The organism is Streptococcus sp. HMSC064D12, from assembly GCF_001837205.1.
GTDB lineage: Bacteria > Bacillota > Bacilli > Lactobacillales > Streptococcaceae > Streptococcus > Streptococcus salivarius_D.
Genome location: NZ_KV831739.1, coordinates 147,309 through 154,200, shown reverse-complemented (window position 1 = coordinate 154,200; position 6,892 = coordinate 147,309). Strand labels below are relative to the sequence as shown.

The following is a 6,892-nucleotide window of genomic DNA, read 5'->3' as shown; positions in this document are numbered from 1 at the left end:
CAGCTCTAATTGTAGTTATCCTTGCTGTCTTCTTGGTGACTAAGTTTAATAGTCATGAGTCAGCGCGTGTTAGCACAAGTAGTAGCCCAGCTAAAACGGTTAAGAAATCATCTTCAAGCTCAAGCAAAGCTGTTAAGAAGGATAAGAAATCAGCTCAATCATCAACTTCAGCAGTTTCAAATGAAGAAAATGACAATCAGGCTTCAGCAGTAGCACCTAAAGCTTCTTCTCAAGAACAAGCTCAAGCAGGAACTGCAGATGGCGGACAAGTGGCTGAAGCAGCAGCTGGATCAGACAAGGTTAAATCTGAAAAGAATACAAATAATAGTCAATCATCGCTTGACTTTGGTGCCCTTGATAATGGTGATATTAGCTCTCTTGTGGGAACTTGGACTAATGCGAATGGTGAATCAGTTACAATTAACGCTGATGGTACAATTATTAAAAACTCAACAGGTTATACTGCTCAATTGAAGCCTCAAAGAGTTTCAGATAATATTTTTTATGCAGGAGTATTCTCAGATACAAGCTCAGCTGCATTGAGAGCGATTTCTGGAGGTAGTAACGGCTCTGATTACCTTGTTATTGGTCAAGACCAAACTGCTGAAGGTTTCCCTTATTATCGTAACTAGTACGAAAAAAGATTGCTATTTATGAACTGCACCCCAAAAGTTAGACAGATAAAATCTAACTTTGTGGGGTGTTTTTTAATTGATTGAAGTGAAAAATGTTACAAACTATTGTCTTTTTTGTAACAAAAATGTAAAATAAGTAAAGAGAACAATAAATCTCATTTTGAATAAGAGGGATTCGTTTATTAAAGGAACTGCTCCACCTTGGATCTATCTTAAGATTATGCTAGAGGAGTTATGTTATGCTTAACATCTATGTTTTAGAGGATCATTTTATCCAACAAAATCGTATTGAAGAGGTTATTCATACGATTCTTAAGAAAAATAACATTAAAGTGGGCGACTTTGAGGTTTTTGACAAACCCAATCAACTGTTAGACTTTATTACCGAGCGAGGGTCTCATCAGCTCTTTTTCCTAGACATTCAGATTAAAGACGATACTAAAAAAGGCTTGGAAGTTGCAAAGCAGATTCGCAAGAGTGACCCCTATGCCAATATTGTTTTCTTCACGACTCATTCAGAGTATCTTCCCTTAACTTTTCAATACCAACTGGCAGCTCTAGACTTTATTGACAAGTCTTTGGAGGGCGAGGACTTTCAAAAGCGTCTGGAAAGTATTATCTTATTAACCTGCAAAAAGATACAGAGTCAGAATCCAGAAGACGCTTTTCGGATTGAGAATGTTAAGACCGTTATTCAGGTTCCCTTTCATGATATCTTGTACTTTGAGACCTCGGATATCGTCCACAAGGTTATCCTTTATACTAAAGAGGAGCAGATTGAGTTTTATGGCAGTCTCTCTCAAATTGAAAAGAGTGACCCTAGACTGTTTAAATGTCATAAGTCCTTCCTAGTTAATCCAGAAAATATCATCAAATTAGATAAAAGTACGGGGACGGTCTATTTTGAAAATGGTGGCGTTTGCTATGTTTCAAAGTTGAAACTAAAGAAATTACTTGAGAGAATTAGCCTATGACAGCGATTAATTTTGTGTTGGATAATCTAGACTTTTTAGCGGAGATTATCCTCTTTATTCTCATTTATCAATATATTACCTCCGAGAAGATAAAGCTAAGATGGTATATCATCATCCCCTTGATTATCCGATTTTTGTTTGTGCTTTCTCCAGTCCTATCCTATGTTTTAGGGCATGCCTTCTTGGTTGTTTATTCCCTTTACAGAAATCGTTATGGCAATAGGTTATTAGATATTTTCTATGGCTTGTTTCCAATCGTCATAGAAAGTCTTGTTCACAATCTTATTATTTATGGGATTGCCTTAGTCATCAATCGACATTATCTGATTGTGCTGAATCATTTTCATTTAAACCTTGTCACTGAGTTGCTAGTCTTTCCTGTGTTTTGGTTAATCATTAAGACCTTAAAAGTAGATTTCAAAGCGCTGAACTATGGTTTTAGAAAGTCATTTTCAAAGTACTTTTTATTGCTTATAGATATATCAATGTTATCTTATGCCCTCCTTCTCCAATATATTACCTTTTTTGTGCAACAGATCCCTGGAGGAAGAGATTGGCATGTTTATCTCGTGGTGACCTATGCTTTACTCTTTCTTGCGACCCTTGTTTACATTAATGCGACTTTCAGCGAAAGACTAAAAGAAGAAGTCCTACTCCAAAAAGATAGGCAAATGAGTGATTTGGCTCATTATAGTCAACAAATCGAGCAACTCTATACTGATCTTCGTCGATTTAGGCATGATTACTTAAATATCTTGTCTAGTATCAAATATGGCATTGACTCCAAAGATATAGCTATCATTTCCGATATCTACGATAACATCCTTGAAAAAACAAAGACTCGGATTGAGGGGAAACAGTACGAAATTGCCAACTTGATTAATATTAAAGATGAAGCCGTTAAAGGTGTCTTGGCTAGTAAAGTCTTGGAAGCACAAGACAAGTCTATTACCGTTCACCTTGAGGTCAGCGACGTCTTTGAAGTATCGAGGATGGAATTGTTGGATTTCATAACAGTGCTATCCATTTTTTTGGATAATGCTATTGAGGCTAGTTTGGATAGCATTACTAAAGAAGTAACCATTGCTCTTATCAGTAGCGATACAAAGGTAGTAATAGTAGAGAATACCATTGCTCAAGAATCTATCAATACAGTCGGCATCTTTAAACTTGGTCGCTCAAGTAAAGGAGAAGGACGTGGTATAGGTTTGTCCACTGTTCGAGAGGTTTTAGGGAAGTATCCTAATTGTTCTTTGTCAACACAATCTAAAGACTATCGTTTTAAACAGACACTAAAAATAGAAGATGTGGTCTGATTATGACGGAAAAAACACCGTTTATGACTTCAATGAAAAATTTAACTGTCTATATATTATAATAACCTAGTAAATTATCAGAAAAGGAATATCACTCATGAAAAATACAAGTAAACTCATTGGTATCCTATCAGCTCTAATTGTAGTTATCCTTGCTGTCTTCTTAGTGACTATGTTTAATAGTCATGAGTCGGCGCGTGTTAACACAAGTAGTAGCCCAGCCAAGACGGTCAAGAAATCATCTTCAAGCTCAAGTAAAGCTGTTAAGAAGGATAAGAAAACAGCTAAATCATCATCTTCAGCAGTTTCAAATGAAGAAAATGACAATCAGGCTTCAGCAGTAGCACCTAAAGCTTCTTCTCAAAAACAAGCCCAAGCAGGAACTACAGATGGTGGACAAGTGGTTGAATCTACAACACCAGCTTCTCAAGTTGGAGGAGTTGAAGGTGGTCGAGGTGCATGGACAGCAACTTCTGGAACATTGACACTTGATGAGGAAACACCTGTTTATGCTGCTCCAGATAAAGATAGCGGAGCAGTTTCTACACTTCCTGCCGGAGATGTTGACTGGGATAAATATGAAATTTTACCTGATGGAAACTGGTATAGTTTTGTTAAGAATGGCCAACGTTATTATATTTCATATTCAGATGTAGGACATTGATAAATGATTTAAAAAGCAAACATGATAACTCGTATAAAGTTATCATGTTTTTTATGTTTCCCTCTACTTTTCCTAACAAAATTACGAATAAATAAGTATGGCTTGCTTCGGCTTTCGATTATGACAAAAATCGGACAGTTTATGATTTAAGTGAGAACAAGCCAAATAAATTTGGTATACTAATGGGTAAGTGAGAAATATTTAGTAATATTCTGTAAAGTACTTGTAATATTTGTCACCGAGTGTTACAATCAACCTGTAACATCAATTCGATAGAGAGAATAATTGATATGAAACGAGAAAAATTTTTACACGAACAACAACGTTTTTCCATTCGTAAATATTCATTTGGGGCAGCATCAGTTCTTTTAGGAGCTAGTTTGGTCTTTGCGGGGCAAGCTTTGGCTGATGAGCATCATGAGGTTTCAACACCTTCAGATGCTTCTTTGCGTGCTATCTCAGATAGTGATGCTGTGACAGCAGCTGATATTTTCAGTGGTGTAGCAACAGATGGGGCAGCGTCAAGTGAGAAAGCTAGCCAAGTCTCAACAACTAGTCAAACCGCCAGTGAAACTGCCACTAGCGAGGCTACGAGTGAAGTGAGTGCTAGTACCTCACAAGTAGCAGATAAAACTTCTGAATCAACAGTTGCCAGCTCAGAAGCCACAAGTGGTACAAATACTTCGTCTGAAACAGCTACTAACTTTGATGTATCTGCCTTAACGAGAGCAGCTGTCAATACTAGTTTGGTGAGCCAACCGGCTACAACTACAGCAAGCGACCTCCCAAGCCAAGGAACTTATGTCTACAAGGAACGTACAGAGGTTAAGAATCAACCTAAGGTTTCTGCCAAGGCTGAATTTTATGTAAATCCAGGGGATAGCGTCTTTTACGATCAAGTCGTGACAGCTGATGGTTACCAATGGATTAGCTACAAATCATACTCTGGTGTGCGTCGTTATGCTCCAGTGAAACCAGTGGCAGCTGGTAGTGGTAACGGTAATAGTGGTAATGGGGATGGCAAACCTTCTAATGGCGCTCAAGCCACAACAGGTGCTTTGAATATCCCAGCGACAGGAACTTACTACTTTACACGTGACACAAATATTAAGAAGGAACCAAAAGCAGATCTCAAACCTACTTTTGTTTTCGGCAAGGGTGACCATGTCATCTATGATAAAGTTTTGACAGCTGATAATCACCAATGGCTTTCTTACCTTGGTTATGACTATGTTCGCTATTATGCCGATATTGCGACTTTGACACCAGCCAAAGCTGAAACACCAACTGTTAAACCAACAGAAACTAATCAAGCAAAACCAGAAACTACTGGTGCTGAAAAGCTTCCAGCAAGTGGTACTTATAATGTGACACGTAGCTTGAATGTTAAAAACGAACCTAAGGCTTCTGCAGATACACTTTATACCTTGGAAAAAGGCTACAAAGTGAACTATGACAAGGTATTGACTGCGGATAACCACCAATGGCTTTCTTACATTAGTTACAGTGGTACACGTCGTTATGTGGATATTGCGACTTTGAAAACTACTGAGTCTAAGCCGGTGGCTCCTAAAGATGGGGTTAAACCTGCTCCAAAACCTGAACTTACGCCAGAGAAAACTACTGATAATTCAGAAGTGACAGAAGTACTTGAAATCCCAGACAAAGGGACTTATCACTTTAAGAAAACTGCTAATGTGAAATCTGAACCTAAAGTTTCCTCTAAGACTGAATTTACTTTCGAAGATGGTGATTCCTTGTCATATGATAAGGTTATGTTGGCAGATGGTCACCAATGGCTTTCTTACAAGAGTTTTAGTGGTGCTCGTCGCTATGTTGATATTGCTAAAGTAGAGGTTAGTCAAGACAAAGCTGGTACTACAACAAGCGAGTCAGATCTTAAACCAAACCAACCGGTTGCTTCAGAGAATGTTAAACCAGTAGATAATAAGCCTATGGAAACCAAACCAGTCGATAAATCGGCTGAAAAACCAGCAGTGACAGGAGCTGATAAACTTCCTTCAAGTGGGCGTTACAACTTTACTAAGACTGTAGATGTTAAGGACGAACCAAAGGTGTCAGCCAAGACTGAGTTTGTTTTTATGAATGGCGATTCTGTCTTTTATGATAAGGTTTTGACAGCGGACAATCATCAATGGATTTCTTATGTCAGCTACAGTGGTAAACGTCGTTATGTTGATGTTGCGACTGTGAAAGTAACAACAAACAAGCCAGTTGAGTCTAAACCGACTGAAAATAAACTTACCGGTAAGCTTAACATTGAAAATATGACTGAAAATGGCTTTGATGTGGTTATTACTGAAGTTTCAGGTGCTGGTAAGGCTATCCAGGAAGTACTTGTTCCTGTCTGGTCTGATAAAGACGGTCAAGACGACCTCAAATGGCCATCTGCAAGTAAACAAGCAGATGGTAGCTACAAGACACATGTATCTATCAGCGATCACAAGAATAATCGTGGTGACTACACTGTTCACCTCTACTATAAGATTGATGGTAAACTTCAAGGTGTTGGTGGCACTCATACCAGTGTTCCAGTTCTTCAAGATCTTAGCCACCAATTGACCAATAACGGTTCTTACTACAGTGTTCGTGGTAAATACGATGATATTATCATTGTCAATAAAAAACATGGTCTTTCTAAGGACTATAACCCAGGTGAGAATCCTACAGCTAAGGCGGCTTTTGTTCGTCTTCGTGACGATATGATTAACCAAGGTTTGAATGTTGGACGTTCATACAGTGGTTTCCGTTCTTATGACTATCAAAAGACTCTTTACGATAACTATGTTAGCCGTGATGGTCAGGCAGCTGCGGACCGTTACTCAGCTCGTCCTGGATATAGTGAACATCAAACTGGTTTGGTCTTTGATTTGACCGATAAATCTGGTAATTTGCTTGAAGATTCACGTGCTAGCCAATGGCTTAAAGACAATGCACATAACTATGGCTTTATCGTGCGTTTCCAAGCAGGTAAGGAAGCTTCAACTGGCTACATGCCAGAAGCATGGCACATCCGCTATGTGGGAAAAGAAGCTAAAGACATCCACGATTCAGGTTTGAGTTTGGAAGAATACTTCGGTATCGAAGGTGGCGATTATGCTGCTAGCAGCAAACCTGCTGAAAGTAAACCAGCCACTACAGGTGCTATCAACCTTCCAGCGACAGGCACTTATACCTTTACAGGTCGTGCGTCAATCAAGGCGGAAGCTAAGGTTTCAAGCCCAGAGTTGGCCTACTATGACAAGGGGATGAGTGTTAACTACGATAAGGTTCTCACAGCCG

At 38.8% G+C, this 6,892-nt stretch carries 5 protein-coding genes; all 5 read left to right on the top strand.

The window, feature by feature from the left end; translation table 11 throughout:
- On the top strand, nucleotides 1–632 hold a 632-nt coding region (locus tag HMPREF2697_RS05515), incomplete at its 5' end, for a DUF6287 domain-containing protein (RefSeq protein WP_070849921.1).
- A 242-nt stretch (nucleotides 633–874) separates the two neighbouring features.
- Nucleotides 875–1,609: a response regulator transcription factor gene (locus tag HMPREF2697_RS05510; RefSeq protein WP_002886762.1), complete on the top strand. Its 735-nt coding sequence runs from the start codon at nucleotides 875–877 to the stop codon at nucleotides 1,607–1,609.
- Nucleotides 1,606–2,925, top strand: coding sequence for a sensor histidine kinase (locus tag HMPREF2697_RS05505; protein ID WP_070849918.1), 1,320 nt, complete (start codon nucleotides 1,606–1,608; stop codon nucleotides 2,923–2,925). The genes HMPREF2697_RS05510 and HMPREF2697_RS05505 overlap by 4 nt, the downstream gene beginning before the upstream one ends.
- 97 nt (nucleotides 2,926–3,022) lie before the next feature.
- Nucleotides 3,023–3,589, top strand: a complete 567-nt coding sequence (locus HMPREF2697_RS05500) for a transcriptional regulator (protein ID WP_002886764.1) — start codon at nucleotides 3,023–3,025, stop codon at nucleotides 3,587–3,589.
- A gap of 290 nt (nucleotides 3,590–3,879) precedes the next feature.
- Nucleotides 3,880–6,892: LD-carboxypeptidase LdcB/DacB (ldcB, locus tag HMPREF2697_RS05495; RefSeq protein WP_070849915.1), on the top strand; the 3,013-nt coding region annotated here is incomplete at its 3' end.